Origin of the sequence: Paenibacillus nanchangensis (assembly GCF_046543445.1) — a bacterium.
Lineage (GTDB): Bacteria > Bacillota > Bacilli > Paenibacillales > Paenibacillaceae > Paenibacillus_AQ > Paenibacillus_AQ nanchangensis.
In genome coordinates, this window is sequence record NZ_JBHOFD010000033.1 from 40,908 (window position 1) to 62,399 (window position 21,492).

17 protein-coding genes are annotated in these 21,492 nt (G+C 49.8%); 13 read left to right on the plus strand and 4 right to left on the minus strand.

The features are described 5' to 3' along the window. Positions 1–89: 89 nt before the first annotated feature. Positions 90–680: a Crp/Fnr family transcriptional regulator gene (locus tag ACE6ED_RS22880; RefSeq protein WP_410829767.1), complete on the plus strand. Its 591-nt coding sequence runs from the start codon at positions 90–92 to the stop codon at positions 678–680. A 268-nt stretch (positions 681–948) separates the two neighbouring features. Here the strand turns inward: ACE6ED_RS22880 and wsfD are convergent, their stop codons facing one another. Both wsfD and ACE6ED_RS22890 read right to left on the minus strand, forming a co-directional pair. After that, positions 949–3,021 (minus strand): glycan biosynthesis hexose transferase WsfD, encoded by a 2,073-nt coding sequence (gene wsfD, locus ACE6ED_RS22885; RefSeq protein ID WP_410829741.1) that lies wholly within the window; start codon positions 3,019–3,021, stop codon positions 949–951. Between the two features lie 226 nt (positions 3,022–3,247). Next, positions 3,248–3,709, minus strand: a complete 462-nt coding sequence (locus tag ACE6ED_RS22890) for a MarR family winged helix-turn-helix transcriptional regulator (protein WP_410829742.1) — start codon at positions 3,707–3,709, stop codon at positions 3,248–3,250. Positions 3,710–3,853: 144 nt separating this feature from the next. On the opposite strand from ACE6ED_RS22890, the gene ACE6ED_RS22895 reads away from it, so the two are divergent. The 11 genes from ACE6ED_RS22895 to ACE6ED_RS22945 all read left to right on the plus strand — a co-directional run bounded on the left by ACE6ED_RS22895 (position 3,854) and on the right by ACE6ED_RS22945 (position 14,480). Next, positions 3,854–4,783, plus strand: coding sequence for an ATP-binding cassette domain-containing protein (locus ACE6ED_RS22895; RefSeq protein WP_410829743.1), 930 nt, complete (start codon positions 3,854–3,856; stop codon positions 4,781–4,783). A 14-nt stretch (positions 4,784–4,797) separates the two neighbouring features. After that, positions 4,798–5,586, plus strand: coding sequence for an ABC transporter permease (locus tag ACE6ED_RS22900; RefSeq protein WP_410829744.1), 789 nt, complete (start codon positions 4,798–4,800; stop codon positions 5,584–5,586). 164 nt (positions 5,587–5,750) lie between these two features. Continuing rightward, a complete protein-coding gene (locus tag ACE6ED_RS22905; protein WP_410829745.1) occupies positions 5,751–6,167 on the plus strand; it encodes a MerR family transcriptional regulator in 417 nt (138 codons plus the stop codon). Positions 6,168–6,178: 11 nt separating this feature from the next. Continuing rightward, a complete protein-coding gene (locus tag ACE6ED_RS22910) occupies positions 6,179–6,532 on the plus strand; it encodes a DUF4260 domain-containing protein (protein ID WP_410829746.1) in 354 nt (117 codons plus the stop codon). Between the two features lie 73 nt (positions 6,533–6,605). Then, on the plus strand, positions 6,606–7,133 hold the full coding sequence (locus ACE6ED_RS22915; RefSeq protein WP_410829747.1) for an AAA family ATPase: 528 nt from the start codon (positions 6,606–6,608) through the stop codon (positions 7,131–7,133). A gap of 99 nt (positions 7,134–7,232) precedes the next feature. Then, positions 7,233–7,709, plus strand: a complete 477-nt coding sequence (locus tag ACE6ED_RS22920) for a GNAT family N-acetyltransferase (RefSeq protein WP_410829748.1) — start codon at positions 7,233–7,235, stop codon at positions 7,707–7,709. Positions 7,710–8,115: 406 nt separating this feature from the next. Beyond that, positions 8,116–9,156 (plus strand): zinc-dependent alcohol dehydrogenase, encoded by a 1,041-nt coding sequence (locus ACE6ED_RS22925; RefSeq protein ID WP_410829749.1) that lies wholly within the window; start codon positions 8,116–8,118, stop codon positions 9,154–9,156. A gap of 109 nt (positions 9,157–9,265) precedes the next feature. Next, positions 9,266–11,221: an alpha-amylase family protein gene (locus ACE6ED_RS22930; RefSeq protein WP_410829750.1), complete on the plus strand. Its 1,956-nt coding sequence runs from the start codon at positions 9,266–9,268 to the stop codon at positions 11,219–11,221. Between the two features lie 15 nt (positions 11,222–11,236). Continuing rightward, the gene (locus ACE6ED_RS22935; RefSeq protein WP_410829751.1) at positions 11,237–12,364 is read left to right on the plus strand and encodes a sugar ABC transporter substrate-binding protein; all 1,128 of its coding nucleotides are present in this window, start codon (positions 11,237–11,239) and stop codon (positions 12,362–12,364) included. 32 nt (positions 12,365–12,396) lie between these two features. Next, positions 12,397–13,056 (plus strand): RibD family protein, encoded by a 660-nt coding sequence (locus ACE6ED_RS22940; protein ID WP_410829752.1) that lies wholly within the window; start codon positions 12,397–12,399, stop codon positions 13,054–13,056. Positions 13,057–13,106: 50 nt separating this feature from the next. Next, entirely contained in the window at positions 13,107–14,480 is a 1,374-nt protein-coding gene (locus ACE6ED_RS22945; RefSeq protein WP_410829753.1) for an MATE family efflux transporter, read from the plus strand. A 298-nt stretch (positions 14,481–14,778) separates the two neighbouring features. Here ACE6ED_RS22945 and ACE6ED_RS22950 read toward each other — a convergent pair whose 3' ends face one another. Further along, positions 14,779–18,732, minus strand: coding sequence for an S-layer homology domain-containing protein (locus ACE6ED_RS22950; RefSeq protein WP_410829754.1), 3,954 nt, complete (start codon positions 18,730–18,732; stop codon positions 14,779–14,781). Positions 18,733–19,041: 309 nt separating this feature from the next. Between ACE6ED_RS22950 and ACE6ED_RS22955 the strand changes: the two genes are divergently transcribed. Beyond that, positions 19,042–21,099 carry a bacterio-opsin activator gene (locus ACE6ED_RS22955; RefSeq protein ID WP_410829755.1) on the plus strand — a complete coding sequence of 686 codons (2,058 nt, stop codon included), beginning with the start codon at positions 19,042–19,044 and terminating at the stop codon, positions 21,097–21,099. Positions 21,100–21,214: 115 nt separating this feature from the next. On the opposite strand, the gene ACE6ED_RS22960 is transcribed toward ACE6ED_RS22955, so the two are convergent. Next, on the minus strand, positions 21,215–21,487 hold the full coding sequence (locus ACE6ED_RS22960; protein ID WP_410829756.1) for a hypothetical protein: 273 nt from the start codon (positions 21,485–21,487) through the stop codon (positions 21,215–21,217). Positions 21,488–21,492: the final 5 nt, after the last annotated feature.

The following is a 21,492-nucleotide window of genomic DNA, read 5'->3' on the forward strand; positions in this document are numbered from 1 at the left end:
TTAATGGAAAAATCCTTTACAATGTGCTCACCAACGGTAGAAAATGGATCAAAGGAAATACGGAAGGGAAGGAGATAAACATTATGGACATGAAGGACGTTTTATTCAAATATTTGTCGAGATGGACTTCCCTTACCAAGGAAGATCAGCAAGCCATTATGGATGAGCTTCGTGTAGAACAATTTACAAAAGGAACCGTTCTTATTCAACAAGGGGATGCTCCTACAACCTGTTATTTCATCCTAAAAGGTTGCGTAAGGCAATATTCTATCGATGAAGAGGGAAGGGAGATGACTTCCAATTTCTACACCGAGGAGCAAGCAATCGCCATCTTTAATCATCACAAACCCGACAGGTTATCCGATTATACCTTCACATGCATAGAAGATGCGGTAATGGTCGTTGGAGATCTGGAGACGGAAAAAGACATGTACAACAAGCACCCGCAATTGGAGACCATGACCCGCATGATGATTGAGGAGAACTTCGGTCAGGTCCAAGAGGAATTTGCTGCTTTTATCGCTTCATCGCCTGAAGAACGCTTCAAATTGCTGCAAAGGAAACGCCCCTCACTCATTGACCGGGTACCTCAGCATCAATTAGCCAGCTACCTCGGCATTACACCTGAGTCACTAAGCAGAATTAAAAAGAGAATCCACCAAGCCCCTCCGCTAGTCTGATCACGATTTATTTGGATACATAACCAATGTCGAAGTTATGATTTTATAGTAACTGGGGAGATACTTCCGCGCATTGACTTAAGTTAAGGGCCGAGCCAGGGTAGGGTTGTGCGTTCATAGCGGCTAACAGCACGAAGAGCCAGTCCCCAATGGACTGACTCTTCATCACTTGCTTTAGCCTTGTTTTTTTAATGCAATGATTTCAACCTCAGACAGCCCGGATGCCTTGGCTATATCCCAATTGGATTTATCGACACTTAGGTACACTTCACAGCTTAACCCACATGACCGGCCGTACTCCCAGTACAGCATTCACCTTGCGGCAATAGACCTGATAATCAGAAGACATGATTCGCGCCATGTCGGTACTGTTGGAATAAGGGGTGGACAGCCAATAATCAACGGCTAATACAGAAGCCGCCTTAGACCGGTCAAAAAGCTGCTTCACATCCTCTACCGACGGCAAGGTTAAATAAGCGGAATAGGGTTGCCGAAATGCCCGGTTGCTGTTCTGAACGGCATATTTTATTGGCGAAAAATAGTAGTGGGGCCGGTCTCCGGCTGCTGCCTGCTGCGAATTATTGTCGTTACATATTGCGTAATACGCTGCATGACCAATACGGCTCCGCTCATCCTGTGTAAACCATTTATTCATGTAATGGGTGTTCAAACTCTCATGAACGCTTGCTAGCGTATAGTCGTTAGAGGTTTCATCATACGTGCTGCGACATAAAGCGTCTCTAGCGATCACCTTTGCCCAACCGTTGCTTTTCTCCAAAACATACCACTGAATGGATTTATCATCTATACGGCCAAGTGTCAGCATTTCGGGTCTGCTCGAATAAAAGGAAATGACGATCAAAAAAGCAACGGTGACCGTGCCTGCCCACCGAAAAGTCCGGCTCTTAAAATCAAGATGGTCCAGCAGTAACACGATGACCAGGATATCCCAATGCACATTAAATAAAAACATGTGCTTCTGCAAATCCGCATTCCCATTGCTTACAATGGGGACAATGAATTGCCCCACTGCGGCCCCCATCAGCGCCAACCGGAGCAAAATGCTGTATAAACCGGCTTTTTTTCTTAATAAGGCAATCACATTTGCTGCAGACAAGACCAGGACCAGACTTAGAAACAAAGAGGCAGAGCCTGAAAAATGCTTTCTGATGTTCTCCCATACATTCATTCGATCAGCGAACAATAAGTCGGCTTGCCGGGAAGATAAATGAAAATTGGTCAGATAAGTAGGTCTCAGCGGCAGGGCGGCCTCCGCGCTTATATCCAGTTTTTTGGCGAAAAAGACAGGATGGGTTACATAATATTTTAACACTCCAAATGGGCTGATACGGTCAAAAAACAAGGTCTGAAAATTCATATCCTTTATTTTTGGATTTAAGGACTGCCGATTGTAAGCGGTCATGGATTCGAACCCGGACAGATCCCGCGGTAAACCCAAATCCTGAAGAGCCTTCTCCGGTGATGGGTTATTGTATAGCACGCCAAAAAAAACGGCTTGGAAGGTCGTATCATTTTTCATCCAATGCGGCGTCAATCTAACATAGTTGTAAGAGGCAACCAGCATAACAACGACTGCAACGCAAATTGTGATTTTTTTCCGCATTCCTTCATGTTTGATCGCGTAGTAAACAAGGGGAACACACAACAACAAAGTTGAAGGGAAGTTGGCGGACTTGGATCCGGAAAAAATAAACAGCGACAGGATTAAGCCTGTGTAAACCCAATAGCTGTTTTTATTTTTTTCAAGATAAAGAAGTAGGACAAAGGATAAAATCAGAAAAATAAACGTCGGTGATTCTCCATAAAAAGAGTTAAAATAAACCAAATATCCGCAATCTAAAAAGATTAGAGCAAAAATAGCTTTAACCGCGTGATTGGCGTAGGCATGATCTCTCCAATGTTCATTCAAGAACAAAACCAAGGCAAAAGCGTAAATGAGAATATACTGTACCGTTTGAAAAAACAGATGAAACAAGTTGGGGGTACGATGGAAAAGTTTGTTGGCTAAGGCATTTAGGAAGAGGGCTACCTTCATAAACATAAATTGTGTCGAGTGGTATTCTGCAGGGTTGTCTTTAATGGGTAAAAATATATTTTTGAAATACTGAGTCACACTGTCGGGAGCGGATAAATGGTACTGATATTCAGCACTCCAATACTTGATCCCACTGATCGAAGTCATCCCAAAAGCGCGCATTGTCCGGTTAAAGTCGGAATTATCGGCAAGTCCAATCGCCGCGGGGATATAAATCAGGATAGAGATGACGATCACAATGAAAATATAGAGGACCGAGATGCGAATCATGGTGGATTTAAGCAAGATGTACCGCCCCTTGATGTCCTTAAGATAAGTGTTATCTATAAACTGTGTCCAAAAGTGAATGGTTACATGCACTCGGATTCGCTCTATAGATGTTACAGTAAAGGGAGCCGTCCCCAAATCATCGACTTAGGGACGGCTCCCTTTGATTGTCGCAACCTACCTTACCGGAAATTCAAGCGTGCAGCTGGTACCCCTCCCCCTTCGGCATCTATAGATGATGCCCCTATTGCTTGTTTCGAAATTTCGCGACTTCGGGTTCAATTTCGGATACAAGTTTTTCGAGTATTCGATTAAATTGTTGTTTTTCATCCATCGTTAGAACATTTAAAAATACAGGCTGAAAATCTCCGGTTTGATTTAAAACTACTTTGCCGGCTTTAGTTAGTGTAATCATCATCACGCGTTGATCCTCTTCAGATTTATACCGCTCGATGAATCCCTTTTTTTCTAGCTTTTTAATCATTTCTGAAGCAGATTGCGGGCGCATATCCAATTGATTGACTAATTCCTTTTGGGAAATATTTGGCGTTTGATGAAGGATACTCAATATTTTCCCCTGCCCCCGATTTAGTGAGGTAAATACGTTGCTGCCTTTAAGTATGTTTTCTTTTAAGAACGCCGTAAGTAAATCATTATATTTCATGAAGTTAGTGGTTATATCGACGTTTAATTGTTTTTCATCCACAATAATTTCCCCTTATTTGTTCTCCGTACCCCTCTATTTTATCAGGTCACCGAAGTAATTCAAATTAGGTTGTTGACAAATTAATAAGGGTACCTTATTTTATTAGTAAGGGACCCTTATTAAATTTGCGGAGGAGAAAACAGAATGACAGAGCTAGCCGTTTCAACTAAAGAGCTCGTTAAAGAATTTCCTAACAAGCGAGCAGTCGATGGTATTTCTTTGGATATTAGGAAAGGAGAGATCTTCGGTATTCTGGGTCCGAATGGTGCAGGGAAGACAACTTTCTTACGAATGCTTGCAACGATTACTAAAGTGTCAAAAGGCGAAGCGATAATTTTTGGCAAAGATGTCACCAAAGATGCTCGAAAGGTTCGAAGCTTGATTGGCTTGACGGGCCAATATGCAACCGTTGATGAGGAATTGACTGCGATGGAAAACTTGAGGCTCTTTGGGCAATTGAATGGTCTATCAGCGAGTCAATCCAAAGCGAGGGCTCTTGAACTACTCAACCAGTTTTCATTAACCGAAGCAAAGGATCGGCCGATTCGTGAATTTTCGGGGGGGATGCGTAGACGGTTGGACTTATCGGTGAGTTTAATCGTGAAGCCCCCACTCATTTTTCTTGATGAACCGACAACGGGCTTAGACCCGCGCACACGGGGGGAGATGTGGGAAGTGATCCGCAACTTGGCAAACGGCGGGGCAACGATCTTGCTGACCACTCAGTATTTGGAGGAAGCGGATCAACTGGCAGATCGGCTAGCGATAATTAATCATGGAAGAATCATTTCTCAGGGAACGCCGAATGAATTGAAGTCTTTGTTAAGCGATACCCAATTTGAAATTACTCTGGAGCATATGAGGGATGCCGAAAGAGCCAAAGGACTAATCAAGGCGGGAATTGCTCAGGAGGCCATGATTTCACCCGAAGGAACCAAATTGACCGTTAAGCTGGCAGACACGAAAGTGATGACGAGATTGCTATTAGATTTAACTCAGCAAGATATAGAAATCAAAGAGTTTTCAGTTAGAAAACCAACGCTTGATGAGGTTTTTTTGGAACTAACTAAATAATTAGGGGGATAAACATGGAATCTGTGATAAGCAAACAAAACAACTTAAAGAGCGCTCTGTATGATATTGTTGTAATGGCAAAAAGAAATATTCTGAAAATCAAACATAATCCTGATAAATTGATCGATGTAACCGTAATCCCTATTTTCTTCATGATCGTCTTTTCTTATCTGTTCGGAGGTGCGATTGCTGGAGGTGTACAAGGATACTTGCCAATCATCGTGCCGGGAATTCTCATTCAAACACTGGTCATGTCGTCAGCAGCAACGGGCACGCAGTTACGGGAGGATTTGGATACTGGTGTTTTTGACCGGTTTAAATCATTACCCATTGTCCGGATTGCTCCACTGGCTGGTTTAGTGGCATCAGATATTTTACGATATGTCGCGGCGGCTTTTTTCTCGATCGGTACGGGCTACGTTCTTGGATGGCGTCCGGAAGCCGGGTTTGGGTGGTTGATCGTCGCTTCGCTTTTGGCCATCTTCGGCGCATGCGCCATCAGTTGGGTGTTTGCATTGATTGGTCTGCTATCCAAATCGGCAGCAACGATCTCTAGTATTTCGACAATGGTCACCATGATGATGTCGTTCCTATCCAACGCCTTCGTGCCTATTGATACGTTGCCCCATTTTTTGCGGAGCGTAGCTGAACATAATCCTATTACTTATTTGGTCACGGCTTTTAAAGATTTGGCTAATCATGGAGAGTTCACTTCAAGCGCATCAATGACCATCTTTATCGGCATACTCCTTGTTATGATTGTCGCTCCAATTACAGTTAAAATATATAATAGAAAAATTTAGCTAAAGTAAAGAAGGACAGGGGTCACTGCAGACCGCCCTGTCCTTTCTTCATAGATGGGGGAGAATGCAGCCCCCACCTAACACGTTCTGTTTCCTGCCGCCGAATGAATTGTTGACTCTGGAGTTTACTCCAATGTTATGATTTTACTGGAAAGGGGGCTAATATGAAAATCAGGGATTTTGCGGTCAAATATCAAATTCAAACGGATACCATTCGTTATTATGAAAAAGAGAACTTATTGACTCCAATCAGACGAGAAAATGGTTATCGAGAATTTGATGAAGAATGTGAAAAACAGATACGGCTTATCATCGTATTAAAGCAACTAGGTTTTACAATAAAGGAAATTCAACAATTACTGCTATTACGGGACAACAAATCGATATCAACAGAATGTAAGGATACAACAGTACTGTTGTTTGATCAAAAAATCATGAAGCTTGAGGAAAAAGTCCGGTTTTATCAACAGGCATTAAAAGTCGTGCAGACCATTAAAGAACTTGCAAGTGATGTGAAGTATTTAGAGAATATAGACGATATTGAAAAACTAGTGCTTAGTTTATTTCAAAAGGATTTATAAGGAGTGAGGTCATGACGAATAAACAAATCGTTCACGTTGAATATGCGCTTGCCTTTGCGCTGTCCTTTTTTATTTACATGCAGCTGCACTTCCCCATAGGGTTGTTCGTTGTTCTGTTATTAGTTCCTGATCTTACAATGCTTGGCTATACAATAAATAAGAAAATAGGCGCGATCGTTTATAATTTTGGACACACCTTTATTATCCCCCTGCTTTTTGCACTAGGTTACTTATTTTTTTCAAACGATTACCTATTATTGGGATCGATTATCTGGATCGCTCATATCTGTATGGATAGAGCAATAGGTGCCGGGCTGAAATATCAAGAATCTTCATTTACTAATACACATATCCAAAGGCTTTAACGTAACAAATTAGACAGAAGGTTCTTGGATCTGCCAAACTATCTGTTTACTTCGTTGTTAGGAGGGAATCATAATGTTAGAAATAGGAGAAATAAAGCAACTAATTGAATCAAAACGAGATCCTGATAAGTCTTTAGTTGTATTAATGTGTGGAATAGCGGGCTCAGGGAAAACGACTTTTTCACAAAAATTGGAGGAGCGTGGGTATATACGCCTGTCCATTGATGAGGAGGTATGGTCAGTTAACGGACGATATGGAATTGACTATCCCATGGAAAAGTATAGGGATTACTTAAATGAAGCGCATATTCGATTAAAAAATAAGATCGTGCAGTGCGTTCAAGATAAAAAGCAGGTTGTGATTGACTCTAGCTTTTGGTCCAGGTCGGAAAGAAATGAATATAAGCAGCTTGTTGAAAATGCCGGGGGGCAATGGGCACTGATTTACTTGAAAGTGCATCCTGATGAATTACGGAGGCGCCTTAAAGCTCGCAGCGTACGGTTTGATGCCAATGCCGCCTTTACAATTACAGAGGAATTATTAACCACCTTCCTCAACGGATTTGAAGAACCAAGCGATGAAGGGGAAATTGTTATATAGAATGAACCCCAGAAAATTTGCAGTTATAGCAGCGTGGAGAACCGTATCCTAAAAGAGGCAAGTTTTCCGTAATAAACAACGCTATGGGGGAATATCGCTATGATTACACTCAGAAAAATCACACTGGAGAATCGGCGTGCCATGTTTAACTTGGAAGTTTCAGAAGACCAACGGCGATATGTGGCTTCCAATCTGTCGAGCGTGGCTTCGTGTTATGTCCTTGCGACCAATGGAGGCCGTCCTTTTCCATTTGTCATTTACGCTGATGAGCAGCCGGTCGGCTTTGTTATGCTGGCTTATGGAATTACAGGTTACGATGAACCGTCAATCGCGGAAGGTAACTATTGTATCATGCGGTTGATGATCGACAAGCAACACCAGAACAAGGGTTATGGCCGGGAGGCCATGAAAAAGATATTGGAGTTTATTCGTACCTATCCGGCAGGGTCAGCACAATATTGTTGGATTCCTTATAAAGCTGAGAACATGGTTGCCAAACAACTTTATGAAAGCTTTGGCTTTCGTGATAATGGTGAAGTTTTCAACGAGGAGTCAATAATGGTGTTGCAGCTCTAATTTGCTTTCAAGCCGTGGATGAACGACCGCAGGAGCAGGGAGGTCACACCCCACCAGCCACGATGCGTAAACAGACCTCCTCGGTTTTTTTCGCATTGAATGACGGGGTTTCCCGAAAAGTACGTTGCTCCCTGTCCCCACAGTAACGCTTCTCTTACAGCAACTTTCTCCCACAGCGACTTTGTCCTCAGATCAATAGCCCTCAAACATGCTCACACCACTCACCTAAATCCCCCCCCCACCCAACCCCCAAATGACACCGCAACCCCCATTATTCTTGTAAAAAATATAACCAGGTTGAATTATTTTACATAATTCACCTTACTTCGACACAGCGCGTGTGTTATATTCTGGACGCATCTTACATTTTGCTCCATCTCTCAACAAATGGAAAGAAGGGATTGGTATGAGGGCTCTGGTGTATACGTCCAATCGTAAGCTGGAGTTATGCGAATGTCAGGAGCCGCAGGTCACCGCGCCGGATGAAGTGAAGATCCGGATTGAAATGACCGGGATTTGCGGGACGGATTTGGCGGTGGTGACAGGAAAAGAGGAGGGCGTGCCAGGCGTGATCCGCGGACATGAGGCGGTTGGCACAGTTGTTGAGATCGGCAGCCGTGTTGATCGCTTGAAGGTGGGCGACCGCGTCGTGATTGATCCGAACAAGAGCTGCGGCGGCTGTTATTACTGCTTGAGGCAGCAGCCTCACCTGTGCGTGGGAGCAGACGGAAAGGGAATGCCCATAGCCGGTTTGACTGAAAATGGTACGTTCACTTTTTTTTACTCTACGGTTCAAACGTTTGCACACCGTCTTCCAGATCATATGAGCTGGGAAGCTGGGGTTTTGGTTGAGCCGCTGGCCTGTGTGCTGCACAATTTTAAGGAGGCTAATGTGTCGGCAGAGGATAAGGTGCTTATTCTCGGATCGGGTCCGATGGGGATTTTGGCACAGGTGGTCAGCAAATCGAAAGCGGCGCTCACGGTGGCGACGGAGCAGCAGCCTTACCGGCTTGCTTTTGCCAAAAAGATTTCGGACTACGCCCTAACGCCTTCCGAACTAAACGAAGCGGCCGTACATGAAATCTGCTCCGGACATAAGTTTGATGTGATTATCGACACGGTGGGGACTCAGCTTGAGGTGGCGGAAAAATGGATCGATCGTGGAGGACGGATTGTCCCGTTTGGCATTAACGCCACGTACCGGTATACGTTTTCTCCGACGAAATTCGTTCAAAATGCGATCAAAATTATCGCGGCAGGGGAATACCGCTACATGTTTGAGGAGGCGCTGCGGTTTGCCGCTGAGCACCCTGAATTGGCGCAGTTGGTGACCCGGAAAGTAAAGCTGGAGCAATACGAAGCGGCGATTAACGAACTGCTTGGTTATGATTTAGGCTCTGGAAAGCCGGTACCGTGTGAAACGGTTAAGACGGTTTTTGTCCCGTAAAGCACAGCTACCCTCTGATCTGTAGAGCACAGCTACCCTTGTTCCTTTAAGTCCAACGCCCATGTGTTCCCTAAAGCACCCTACCAAACATAAAAGGTGAGACCAGCCGATGAGCGAAAAAAACAAATTAGAATTGGTTCACGATTACTTATCTTCACGGAGAGATAGTGACGTCCAGCCCATTTGGATTCCTGCCATCTGGAACGAGTGCCAATATGACTGCATTCTCGAGGAGAAGGCGGGGGAGATCGCCGTACATCCCTATGATTTTTTGACGGAGCATCTGCATTATTTAGCGAAGCTTTCCTGGAAATATCCGCTGAAGGAACGCACCAATCTGGACAACAGCTCCATCTATTCCGCGCTGATCCGTTACTCGACGGCCTGGGATTACAACCATGATGGAATCATTGAATCTGGTACGTTTTTGCGGTTCTGCATTCTCCTGCCGCTGCTCAAAAAAATGGGCATCAACATTCTCTACATGCTTCCGGTGAACAAGTACAGCAAGCTGAACCTGAAAGGGGACATAGGCTCCCCTTACGCTGTGCAATCGTTATTCCAACTGGACCCGAACCTGCACGACGGTCTGCTGGACGGCATGGAGAACTTTACGATTCACGACGAGCTTTGCGCGTTAGTGGAAGCTTGCCATTTCCTTGATATTAAAACCGTTGTCGATTTCATTCCGCGCGTGACGGCGAGAAATAGCGATTTTATCACTGAGCACCCGGAGTGGGTGTATTGGATCAAAAAAGAGGCTTTAGAGGGTTTTGCGCCGCCTTCCATTCCGGAGTTTGGTTTTTTTGAGGAATGCACGCCGGATAAGCTGAAGACCGTCTATCGCAGCCAGGAGACCGCGGGGTTCCTGCAAAAGTTTACGCACCCGCCCAACGAGCTGAACTTCACACTTTGGGAGCAGTTGAAGCAGCGTGCAGCTAAGACCGGGGAAGAGCTTTTAACTCTGGTGGAGCAGGAGATGGGCATCACTACATCGCCGGCGCATTCGGACTGGATTAACGATGTTCAGCCGATTTGGACCGATGTGACCTTCCTGCGGCTCTACAAGGATTTTGCTCCGCAGGTGAGACCTCTGATCGCTCCCGATCAGGCGCCCTACGTCCTGTTCGATACGATCAAATGCAACTATTATCCGGGAGAAGAACCAAACCTGGAGCTGTGGGACGTGCTGGAGCAGGCCGTCCGGTTTCACCTCGAAACGTACCAGATCGACGGCTTCCGTATCGACATCGGACATGCCCTGCCGGTTCCGCTGCTGACCCGAATTTTTAACACCATCAAAGAGCATAATCCGCATGCCATATTGATTAGCGAAGACCTGTTTAACCGGAATCACAAAAAAGCGGCCAACGCCGGCTACAACATCATGCTCGGCAGCGGGTGGAACGTCATGACGCAAATTACGAAAACCAATCTCGTTTCGTTTTTGGAGGAGCTGCCCGAATTAAACATCCATGTGTTTGCCTGTGCGGAAACGGCGGATACGCCGCGCATCATGAGCCGGGGCGGGGTCGAAATTGCCCGGATGACTGCGGTCTTTAATCAGTTTTTGCCGAACGCGATTCCGTATGTGACGACCGGCTATGAAATGAACGAGGAGCAGCCTTTGAACTGCGGTCTAGGCGACAATACGGACGGTGCCGAGATTCTGCGCGCTTTTTTTAACGTCATGCGCATTAATTGGACGAACCCCGCGCCGCTGCTGCCGCTGCTGGCTGAGCTGAACCGCCTAAAAAAAGACTGGCTCGACCTGGTGAAACCCGATAATTTTTTTGTGGCCCAATCCCCGGACGAAACCGTGCTTTACGGGTATCTGCATAGGGACCAAATGCTGCTGTGCTGCTTTAACTTGAGTGTTGATGCATCTGTCCGAGTGGATCTGAACACTGCCGTACCCGGCTGGGTCCCGATGACCGTGCTGCTTGACAGTTCCTTAACGGCCAACAGCGTGGGGCAGACGGTTGACCGCCTGCTGCTTGCGCCGAATCAAGCGGTGGTGCTCGAAGCGGTGGTGTCCCCAGACGAAATTAAACAAGTGATTTAAGGGAGGAAACCGGCAATGAACAGCAGCAAACAAGAAATCGTGTTATGGCACGAATTTGACGGACCGGGAGATACGTCGATTGAAGTGCTGGAGGAAATCTGCAGGCTGTATACGGAACGTTTTGGCGTACAGGTTACGCCGCAGGTGATGAACATTACCGAGCTGATTGCCGGCCTGAGCCAAGTGAAGAAAACCGGTCATGGTCCGCATCTGGCGTTGGTTCCTTCCGACATGTCTTCTTTTGTGGAAAAAGGGCTTTACTCCGAAGTGCCGGAAGAGCTGTTGGGTGATGTGCTGCCTGAAGCCGCCCTTTCAACAATGCAGCTGAATGGGGTGCAGTATGGTGTCCCGGTATTGAGAGGCAACCATCTGGTTGTGTATTACAACAAGGAGATTTACGCCAGTGCGCCCACGTCATGGGAGATGTTTGAAGAGGCGGCGGAACAGCTGTCCGCTCATGGCATCGTGCCGATTGGAGCGGATTTGAAGCAGGGGTATTGGTTTATTCCGTTCCTGTCGGCTTTTGGCGGTTGGCCGGTAGAAGCGGGACAGCCGAATCTGGTTACCCCTGAAATGAAGCAGGCCCTGCAGTTCATCCGCGAAAAAATGGACCAAGGCGTGCTGGTCAGCCTCGATGGCTCAACCGGACTGCTGGAGCAGTTTATTGGCGGCAAGCTGGGCGCCATCATTTGCGGCGAGTGGATTTATAACCATCTGGACAAGCATATGAAGGATAAGCTTGCCGTCTGCCAGCTGCCCGCCATTGGAGGCCGTAAGGCGTGGTCCATGTCTTCTTCGATCGGCTTGGTTTACCCGAACCAGTCGCTAACGTCAGAGGAGCGGGAGCACATCTTTTCATTCACGCGGTTTATGCTGAGCAGCGAATGCCAAGCCCTGTGGGCGGACAAAGTGCAGCGCATTCCGGCTCATGAGGAAGTAATGCGCCGGCTGGCCGCCTCAACTACCGCTAACCGGCAAAATATTTTATCTCTGCTGGACAATACCCGTCCGATGCCGACCCAACCTTTTATGATTCATGTGTGGGAGTCGCTGGATGCCGGTCTCACCGAGCTGGCCGCCAGTAATGAGGAACAGGCGCTGAACAAAATCGATCGGACCCTGCACGCGTCATTGAATGCCTAACGGAAGCTAACAGGTGAAAGGAGAGAGGTTAGATGAAAACAACGATCTTCAGTCAAATCTCCATTGATGGAAAATTAACTTTGGGGGCAGGCAATTCGAGCAAGGAGCTGTTCACTTTGTTTTCCAATCAGGATATGAAATACATCCACCTGTTCCGGGGGAAAGTGCAGGGCATTATGGTCGGGAAAAATACAATCCTGACGGACAACCCGTTCCTGACGAACCGGTTTGAGGACAATAAAAATCCGATCCGCATCATTCCGACCCGAACGCTGGATATTCCGCTGGACAGCAATGTGCTATCTGATCAAGGGCAGACGATCATTGTTACGACGGAGCGGGGGAGAGATGAGGCCAAAATCCAGCAGATCCGGGACAGAGGGAAGGACTGCATTATCTGCGGCGAAGATGAAGTCGACTTCGTGGAGCTTGGACGCCAGTTGGAGGAGAATTACGGCATCACGGATCTAATGGTCGAAGGCGGCGGCTTTTTGAATTGGCATATTCTGAATCAGGACCTCGTGGATGAAATTATTTTGATGCAGCTGCCGATCATCATTGGAGGGTCCTCGAACATTACTTTGGTGGACGGTGAGGGGTATCAGGAATTGTGCCTCACGAAAAAGTTCAAGGTTGTGGAAATTCAGGCCAAAGATAATTACACGCTGATGCGCTACAAAAAAGTGATCTGATATCAGAGCCAGGCAGGTGAAATCAACGATATAGGAGACGTGAAAAATCCATGTCCGACAGGAATGAATTCTACAAAAGCGTGTATAAAATCGCTGTACCGGTTACGCTGCAAAGCTTGCTCATGTCACTGCTTAATTTGACCGATCAGCTGATGGTCGGACAGCTTGGGGATGTGGCCGTCGCATCCGTGGGGATGTCGACAAAAATTTATGGAATCATCTCGGTCGTACTGGCCGGCTTATCTACCGGCGTATCGATTTATGCCGCACAGTTTTGGGGGAACAAAGACAGCAAAAGCGTATCGCAGGTGCTGGGTCTCGGCGTTATTACCGGTTTTGTGTTTTCTTTTTTGTTCGCCGCAGCGGTTTTTATGGATTCGCCGTTCTTTTTGCAATTGTTCACCACTGACGTAAATGTGACGCAAAACGGGTATGTTTATCTGCAAATCATGTCGCTAGGGTTTGTGCCTGTAATGTTCACGATGATGTATTCCGCCATTCTGCGCAGCACCGGGCATGCCAAATGGCCAATGTATGTCAGTTTAATCTCAGTCATTTTGAACGTGATCCTGAACTACCTGCTCATTTTCGGTAATTTTGGCGCACCAGAACTGGGTTTAAAAGGCTCGGCTATTGCTACGCTGATTGCAAGGATTGTTGAATGCTTGCTGATCATTGGCGCGGTCTACCGGTACCGCCTGCCGGGAGCCGTCGGGCTAAAGAACTTGTTTATTCTTCCTAAACCGCTGGTCCGGAAGTTTTTTGGAACAACTTATCCGATTCTGCTGACGGAATTGATCTGGGTGTTGGGCGAAACGGCATATGCCATCATCTACAGCCGGATGGGGACGATGGAGATGACGGCGATGACCATCACGTTCCCGCTGCAGGGGATGTGTATCGGCTTGTTGTCCGGTCTGGCCAGTGCAGCCGGGGTTATGGTCGGCAACCGTTTAGGCGCAAACGAAATCGATGTCGCACTCGATCAGGCCAAACGGTTTATCCGTCTTGGTATCATCATCTCTTTGGTCGTTGGAGTGATCATAGCGGCAGGATCGAGTCTGTATGTCTCTGCGTTTAACATCTCCGGGGATGCGAAGCACATGGGCACTTATGTGATCATCGTGTTTGCTGCATTTCTTTGGGCCAAGGTATCCAATATGATTATGGCCGGGGGGATTTTGAACAGCGGGGGAGACAGTAAGTTCGTATTCGCTATGGAATCGACGGCCACGTGGATTATAGGTGTCCCTTCCGGACTGCTGCTGTCGTACGTCTGGAAACAGCCGGTCTACCTTGTCTATCTTGTCATCTGTCTGGAGGAGGTTGTCCGCTTCGGCTTCGGCTATGCGCGGATTTATTCCCGGAAGTGGATGAAGAATTTAGTTAACGATTTGGGCGATACGCCAAACGCAAGTGTTTAAATATTTGTTAAATAAATTCGTAAAACAATGATAGAAAATATGTGAAATTTTCGAATAAGAGAGGAGATGAGGCAGGGGAGGAGCTGGAGATAATGCTGGGGAAGGCGCTCGGATGTTTCGGCCGGCGATTGATCGCATGATAGAGGTCCTGGAATCAAAATTGAGTATGGTATCAGTGGAGCATCAATTTTGCCTGGTCCCCCGCGCAAAAAGAACCCACACGCCAAGTGCCGTGTGGGTTCAATAATGTACAGGGCGTGGAGCTGCCGCCTTTCGGAGAGGCAGCTCCAGTTTCTGTTTAATTGATAAACTGCAAATACTGCAGCATCCGTCTCAAAATAACTGCGCTTTCGGCGCGGGTAGCCGGCGTTTTGGGTGAAAAGTTCACCGTCTCAGAGCCTTGCAAAAGACCCGCCTCCAGCAGCATGGCCACAGGTTCGGCAGCCCAGGGGGAGATCGTGTCCGCATCGGCAAAGGCATCCGGCGGAAGCCCGTTTGTACGCGGGGCTTTTCCGGCTAAGCCCAGGGTCCGGGCGATTACAGCAGCCAGCTGCTCGTGCGTCAACTGGGCATTTGGCCGGAAGCTGCCGTCCTCATACCCCGTAAGGAGACCCAACGAGTGGGCAGCAGTGACAGATGGCGTATACCAGGAGTCGAGGGACACATCGGCAAAAGACCGGCCCTTCTCAGACTCAATCCCTCCCAAAGCACGTACCAGCAGTGCAGCCAGCTCGGCCCGGGTCAAGGGGGCATCCGGCGCGAACGAGGTTTGACTTACTCCTTGCATAATCCATTTGTTAGCCATAAGCTGAATATCCGCTTCCGCCCCGTGCCCGTTTATATCTGCAAATGTATGCTGGGATTGGGCCGCTGCAAACATGCCGCTACGCGGCGAATGAATGACTGCTTCAGCTGCATTCGTGCTGAATACCGCAGGTACAAAATGCACCTTGTTCCCGCGATCTACCCATACAACTGCGGACCGCAGCGGATCGGCGGGGGCAGGGAGAGGCAGCGTTTTGCCCAGGTACCTGCTCGAAAACGTGTTGTTTAAGCTCTCTACTTGCTTTCCGTTTACCTCGATGGAAAAAGCAACCGGGCTTCCGATCAGCTCCGCACCTTGCTGCGCAAGTATGGCGCGTAGGTCATTGACTGAAGCGGAAGCAGGCCAGGTGATGCCGAGAGTCACCATCATGTCAGGCTCCAGCGCAGGCGTAAGCCCGTTTAACCAACGCAAAGGCAGCTGATGCTCAGCACCGTTCACTGCAAAAATGACGGCAGGTGTACTTGAGTCTGTGCTGATGGTTTTGATGGTGTTTATAGCGTTGATGGCGTCCCCGGAGGGATTCGCTGTGCCTGAATTATCTCCGATGGCGCTCGCTGCTGCCGTCTGCTTCTGCTTATCCAATAACGCCGCTCCCGGCAGGTCAAGATAAACGACGGGTACGCTGCTGTCCGCTTGAAACTCGACCCGAACTTCATGTTTAGCCGTGAATGCTTGGGCCAGCAGTGCGGCATCCGGCTTCAGACGGATCGCAGGCCGTCCGTCTTTCGCAATCTCCCGCGACATGGTAACCAAAACGCTTTGACCGTTGATCGTCAGCTGAACCTTGGTTGGGTCAGCCGTGGCCGCCGGCGATGTTACCGATTCCGATGGCACCTGTGACGACGACGGTGTCGGAGTGGGCGACGGTATCGGTGCCGGAGTCGGTGACGGTGTCAGAGTCGGCGACGGCGATGGTGACGGTGTCGGTGACGGTGACGGTGACAGTGTCGGCGATGGTGACGGTGATGGTGACGGTGACGGTGACGGTGATGGTGTCGGCGACGGTGATGGTGACGGCGACGGTGACGGTGTCGGTGACGGTGTCGGTGACGGCGACAGTGACGGTGACGGCGACGGTGACGGAGTCGGTGATGGCGATGGTGACGGTGTCGGTGACGGTGACGGCGACGGAGTCGGGGAAGGCTCCGGCTCAGGGGTTTTGCTTGAAAGAAGCAGGATTTTTCCCGTATCTGCAGTTTGCCCTTCCAGCACCTCAACACTCCGCTCGAAGGTGTGATAGCCTGCTGCTTCTACCGTTAGCGTGTACGTGCCGACCGGAATTTGATCCAGTCTGAACATCCCTTGCGCATCGGTCAGCTTGCTGCTGCCGTCGAGTGTTACTTCTGCGCCTGCCAGCGGGTCAAGCTCAGCGCTGTACACCGTGCCTGTAACGCTGCCTGTCGCAGGTTGGACGGTAACGCTCGCCACAGCGGTAAGACCGTTTGAAGCGGTCGCGATAATAGCCGCCAGCCCGGGCTTCAGCGGCCGTACCTCACCGCTAAATTCATCCACCTCCGCCACAGACGGGTGGGTGGATTTCCATGTCACTACTTTGTCAGTGGCGGACTCAGGCTCCAGAATAGGCGTAAGCTTCACCGGCGCTCCGCCGGCTGTCAGCAGGAGAGACGGCGGCTCAAGCGTTATGCTGCTGACCGGGACGTACTGCCGAATATGTTCCGCTCCAAGCACAAAACGCTGCCAGGCTCGAATCTGCTGCTGCCCGTTTACCTCATATAAATCTACAGTAGTTCCCGTCTGTACCCCGGAAAGATCGGAGCCGGGGAGATACGGCACCGCATCCGCAGGGAGAGCATCGTCGAGCAGCGGAGGGCTACTTTCCGCCCGGTTCAGTATGTACGCAAAGGTGCTGCCGGCCTCCCGAGGTTCAATCGTAATGGCTGTTGTGCCGACCGCAGTACCGGGCTGGGGCACCGCATGATGAAGCTCCGGCGCTGCTGCTTTTACCTCAAGCTGGAGGGAACGCACAGCTGCTGCTCCTCCGGCGTCCGTCGCTGTGATGTTGACAGTGTAGCTGCGATGTTCCGCAGCGCCGGAGGCAGGTGTGCCATGCAGCTCTCCCGAAGAACTCAAACTCAAGCCTTCGGGAAGTCCCGAAGCGCTCCAGGTCAGTCCCGCATGCGCGCCGTCATAACCGCCAAGCTGATAAACATAAGGCTCATTTTGCACGGCATAAGGAAGCTCCTCGGTTAACACCTGCGGGCGCAAGTAGGGATAACCTTCATTAACATTAGGATGTATATTCCACGTTTGCTCGAAGTCCCAGCCGGCATAAGTGGACTTCTGTTTCATTTCAGCGGTTGTTTTTCCGGCAGCCTCAATGATTTCGGAATCATAAGGACTGTCCACCCCTTTACTCATCCCTGTTGCCGCTGTATCAAAATACGAGCTGTAGACGTTGGTGCGAACCAAATAGCCTGCAATCCCTGCCCTGTACGTCACCATACCGGGATAATCGGGGTGAATGAGCCCCCGTGAATAGGTATGTTTAAATAGATTCCTTGAACCTGAGATGGAGATCGAATAAGCGCTGATGCCGGTGGTATTGACAAAAGATCTCCCGTCATTTGCTGTATTGCGGATTTGGCTGCCCGAATAGGAGTCCGTAATGGAGGTGTCCACATTATACCCGGCAATCCCTCCGGCATTCATATTGTAGCCCCATCCAACGGTAACGTCGGCATCCGAGGAGCTGCGATTAATGGCTGAATTCGCCGTCACTCCTACAATTCCACCCGCAGCGGAAAACTTATTCGGATCCCTGGCGAATATACTGGCGACGCTGCCTGTTGTATAAGCCCCCTCGATGCTTCCGCCAGAAAGATTACCCGCTACTGCCCCAGTGATGGCGCCGCCGGTGATGTCCGCCTCCAGATTGAGGTTGCGTATGCGGCCGTTGGCTTCGCCGAAGAAGCCGACATAAACCCGTGTATCCCCGTCGATAAACAACCCCTTAATGGAATGGCCTTGGCCGTCAAAAATCCCGCTGAAGGGAGGGGACCCGTTCCCGCCAAACGGAATCCAGGTCACGCCGGTCAAGTCAATGTCATTCATAAGCCGAAGCTGCTGGTTCACATACTGCTCCTGGTGCTGGTCGATATAGACGAGGTGCTCCTTGGTGGATAATTGCACCCAGCCGTTCTGCACGGGCGGTACAGCATTTATGCTGTTTGCGGCTCCACCTAAGCTGTTCGCACCAGCCTCCAAGCCGTCCCCGGCGGAGCTTGCTGAAAGCACAGTTGCTGCGCTCAAACCGCCCCCAGCGATGCTTGCTGAATGCTCAAGTGCTGTATCCACCCCCTCCCCGGCAGAGCCAGCCGAAAATACGGGCGCTGCATGCAGCCCCAGCTGTCCAATGATCACCACGCCCGCAAGCAGGGCCGCGATCCATGATTTGCGTTTGTTCATTCCTTTTTCCCCTTTCAGAACGCTCGAATGGACGGCTCCCTAAAGTCTATCCAATAGCCCTTCGGCTTGCCTTCAATTTAGATGAGAGATTCTAGCGGCTGCTCCTTAAATCCGGGCCCTGATTGACTCTGTTTTGTCTGTACATTTGGTCACAGCCCGATGCCGGTCCAACAAAATTATAGTATATTTAAAAACAAAGGCTGTTCCGATTTTGTTTCAAATTTTAATTGGAGAGTAGTGTGCGGAATGAATCATTTTTCAGCGGATCCAATATCTCATCCTCAGCGCATTGTGGGTTGTGACCAGGAAATGCAGGCATTGACCGACTGGCTCGAAAATCCGGGGGAAGGTGCGCAAATCTTTGCGGTATCCGGCATTGGCGGCATCGGCAAAACGACGCTGCTGACGAACATGGCGGCGGAGGCCCGCCTGTCAGCCGTTCGTGTGCTGTGGGTGGATGGGCAGATCTGTCTGCACACGCCAAAGGATCTGCTGGATTATCTGGAGATGAGCCTGGAAACGGAGTATGGCAGGACGCGTGCGGCGGACGAGACGCTTTTTGGACATGTTGCAGCGGAGTTGTGCCGGGAGCGTACGGTGGTTCTCTTGGATAATTGCGAGGCGCTGGGCCGGATCGAAGGCTGGCTGCTGGCGCAGCTGCTCCCCAGATTGCGAAACGCGCCGCTCCTGTTGGTCATGGCATCGCGGACCGGGCTGCCGCTGCACTGGTATACGGACCAGGTATGGTCGCCCAGGATCCGAAGCTTTTCGCTGGAGCTGTTCACCCGTGAACAGGTTTATGCCTATTTACAGGATAGCGGTCTGCCGGAGCAGGTACAGCAGGACATTGCCCGAAAATCGGAAGGACATCCGCTGCTGCTCGCCTTGACCACAGACCTGATGAGACGTGAAGGGGCGGATCAGGTGGAGCGGGCGGGACAGCTGCCCAGAATCCTGAGTGCGGAGCTGCTCCGGGAAGCGGCCGACCCGTTTATGTATGATGCGCTGGAGCTGCTGTCGCTGTTTCCCGCCGCGGATCAAACGATGCTTAACCGCCTGCTGAAGCGTCCGCTTAACGCTGCCGAATACACTGCGCTTGGGCAGATGTCGTGTGTGCGTGTGGTTCCGGGCGGACTTGCCCTGCACCAGGTGGTCAGCCGGATTTTGAGGGAAGATTATAAGCAGCGGCATCCAGGCGAATACAGTAAAATGCGCCGGCTGGCGCTGAAATTGCTGATCGGGCAGTATCCGGCCGCAGACCGGCTGCGCCAAATGCAGTACGCGACCCATGCGCTGGAGCTGTACCGGGAGCAGATGCCTGCCGCTCACCGGTACGTCGATTTTTCGGGAATTCATGGGCAGGAGCAGCGGCAGAGTTTTCGTGCGGAGGATCTGCCGTATCTACACCGTTTTTTGGAGGTATCGTTATCCCGCTCCGACTGGCAGTCCGAGCTGGTGGAGGCCGGGGCGCATCACCGGCTGCTGGATGACATTGCAAAAAACAGCCCGATGAGCATCCTGGTCACAAGGGACGCCTACGGCATTCCGCTGGCTTTTTCCGCGGGACTGTGGCTGCATGAAGGAACGCTGCCGCTGCTGGAGCGGTATGCTCCATTTTATCTTGATGTGCTGGGAAAAGAAACCAAGCACCTGCGCACGCTGTCTCCCGAAGCGGCGGACACGATGTGCCTGCTGCTGGCCGCGGTTAATGTGGAACAGTCCTATTACCGGCCGGAGGAGCTCGGCGCGGCGCTGTTCCAATCGTGGATGATCGAGACAACAAACGGACTGCGGGCCATTATCGCGACAGAAGATCAGCAGCTCCACATGCTGCTTCCGCTATCAGGTTTTCAGGCCATAGAACCGCAGCACTCGAAACGTCAGCTGCCCGGTATGGTGGTATGGGAGCTGGATTTAAGACAGGCATCTTTTGAGGTATGGGTCGAGCGGGTGATTCAGCAGTCGTTCCCGCAGGAAAAACAGCCGGCGGCTATCCCACCCCTGTCGTGGGAGGAGGCGAGAAGCCTGCTTCAGCATTTGTATGACGACGCCCATCTGCTTGCACAGCCTGCTTTTGCAGCGGCGGGAATAAATGGGGCGGAGATACGCGAACTGCTGCAGGGCTTATTGTCGGCCGGGCAGCCGCCTTCCCCGCTGACCGAGCTGGAGCAGCAGATTTTGCGGGAGAGTTATTTGCGCAAAAATTACGGGAAAGCTCAGCTTGCGGACGCGTTTCATATGAGCCGCACGACCTTTTACCGCCACACCCGGTTGGCTTTGGAGCATTTGGGCCAAGTGCTGGCGGGGGAGATGAAGGCGCGGGCAAAGGGAGTGCCGCAGCCGGTAGACTTATCCGAGCTTCAATAAGAAAGTGGACATTGGCAGAATCAAAAAGAAAGCTGGCAGCCGTCAACCGGTACCAGCTTGTTTGCTGTTCATTTGTTCGTTTTTTGCAGCTGATCCTCTGCTATCCCAGCTGTAGTTACCTATTGTACTTATATAACTCGTCCACAATGGTACCAACAATCGACGACTTGAACTCCTCCAGCCGGTCCGCCAGCACATAGACCGTTCCTTTTGCCACCCTTGGCCTGGAGAGGTCCACCTCTATATGATGCAGTTTATTTTTGCTGAACCTTTTCCCGGCAAAAAGATAGCTTTTTGCTGTCTCCTTTACGCCCGGGAACTCCAGAATGGACAATCGGGTTTCTTGACTGTCGGCCGAGTATTCGGCGGTTATTTTGATAATAACCAAGGCGG

Excerpts from the sequence above, each read along its gene's own strand:
- ACE6ED_RS22880 (WP_410829767.1), top strand. The coding sequence starts at position 90 with ATGAAGGACGTTTTATTCAAATATTTGTCGAGATGGACTTCCCTTACC.
- ACE6ED_RS22895 (WP_410829743.1), top strand. The coding sequence starts at position 3,854 with ATGACAGAGCTAGCCGTTTCAACTAAAGAGCTCGTTAAAGAATTTCCT.
- ACE6ED_RS22900 (WP_410829744.1), top strand. The coding sequence starts at position 4,798 with ATGGAATCTGTGATAAGCAAACAAAACAACTTAAAGAGCGCTCTGTAT.
- ACE6ED_RS22905 (WP_410829745.1), top strand. The coding sequence starts at position 5,751 with ATGAAAATCAGGGATTTTGCGGTCAAATATCAAATTCAAACGGATACC.
- ACE6ED_RS22910 (WP_410829746.1), top strand. The coding sequence starts at position 6,179 with ATGACGAATAAACAAATCGTTCACGTTGAATATGCGCTTGCCTTTGCG.
- ACE6ED_RS22915 (WP_410829747.1), top strand. The coding sequence starts at position 6,606 with ATGTTAGAAATAGGAGAAATAAAGCAACTAATTGAATCAAAACGAGAT.
- ACE6ED_RS22920 (WP_410829748.1), top strand. The coding sequence starts at position 7,233 with ATGATTACACTCAGAAAAATCACACTGGAGAATCGGCGTGCCATGTTT.
- ACE6ED_RS22925 (WP_410829749.1), top strand. The coding sequence starts at position 8,116 with ATGAGGGCTCTGGTGTATACGTCCAATCGTAAGCTGGAGTTATGCGAA.
- ACE6ED_RS22930 (WP_410829750.1), top strand. The coding sequence starts at position 9,266 with ATGAGCGAAAAAAACAAATTAGAATTGGTTCACGATTACTTATCTTCA.
- ACE6ED_RS22935 (WP_410829751.1), top strand. The coding sequence starts at position 11,237 with ATGAACAGCAGCAAACAAGAAATCGTGTTATGGCACGAATTTGACGGA.
- ACE6ED_RS22940 (WP_410829752.1), top strand. The coding sequence starts at position 12,397 with ATGAAAACAACGATCTTCAGTCAAATCTCCATTGATGGAAAATTAACT.
- ACE6ED_RS22945 (WP_410829753.1), top strand. The coding sequence starts at position 13,107 with ATGTCCGACAGGAATGAATTCTACAAAAGCGTGTATAAAATCGCTGTA.
- ACE6ED_RS22950 (WP_410829754.1), bottom strand. The coding sequence starts at position 18,732 with ATGAACAAACGCAAATCATGGATCGCGGCCCTGCTTGCGGGCGTGGTG.
- ACE6ED_RS22955 (WP_410829755.1), top strand. The coding sequence starts at position 19,042 with ATGCAGGCATTGACCGACTGGCTCGAAAATCCGGGGGAAGGTGCGCAA.